Source organism: Delftia sp. WSY_7 (genome assembly GCF_043104845.1).
GTDB classification, from domain to species: Bacteria; Pseudomonadota; Gammaproteobacteria; order Burkholderiales; family Burkholderiaceae_C; genus Comamonas; species Comamonas tsuruhatensis.
This window is the reverse complement of the sequence record NZ_JBICLB010000007.1, coordinates 1-301: the sequence shown is the minus strand read 5'-3', so window position 1 is coordinate 301 and position 301 is coordinate 1. Positions and strand designations below refer to the sequence as shown.

Below are 301 nucleotides of genomic sequence, written 5' to 3'. Positions count from 1 at the left end.
CGGCCCCAGGCGTCGTATTGGTAGCCGGTGGTGGCGCCTGCGGTGTCGGTGGCGCTGAGCAGGCGGCCTGTGGCTTCGTCATGCTCCTGCTGGGTGCTGCGCCCGTCGGGCAGTTGCACGCCGATGAGCCGGCCCTGGCCATCACGCCTGAGGTGGACGCTGCGCCCCAGCGGGTCGGTGCGCGAAGCCAGCCGGCCGAAGCTGTCGTAGGCCTGCAGCCAGCGGCTGCCATCGGCCTTGTGGTGGGCGATGAGGCGCGACAGGCCCGCTTCACCTTCGAAGTAGTAGGTCTCGATGCGAT

Annotated in this window: 1 protein-coding gene; it reads right to left on the bottom strand. The window is 70.1% G+C overall.

Annotated features, from left to right (window positions below; all coding sequences use genetic code 11):
- Window positions 1-301 (bottom strand): hypothetical protein (locus ACF8ME_RS04955; protein ID WP_392415504.1); only part of this gene is annotated, 301 nt, incomplete at both ends.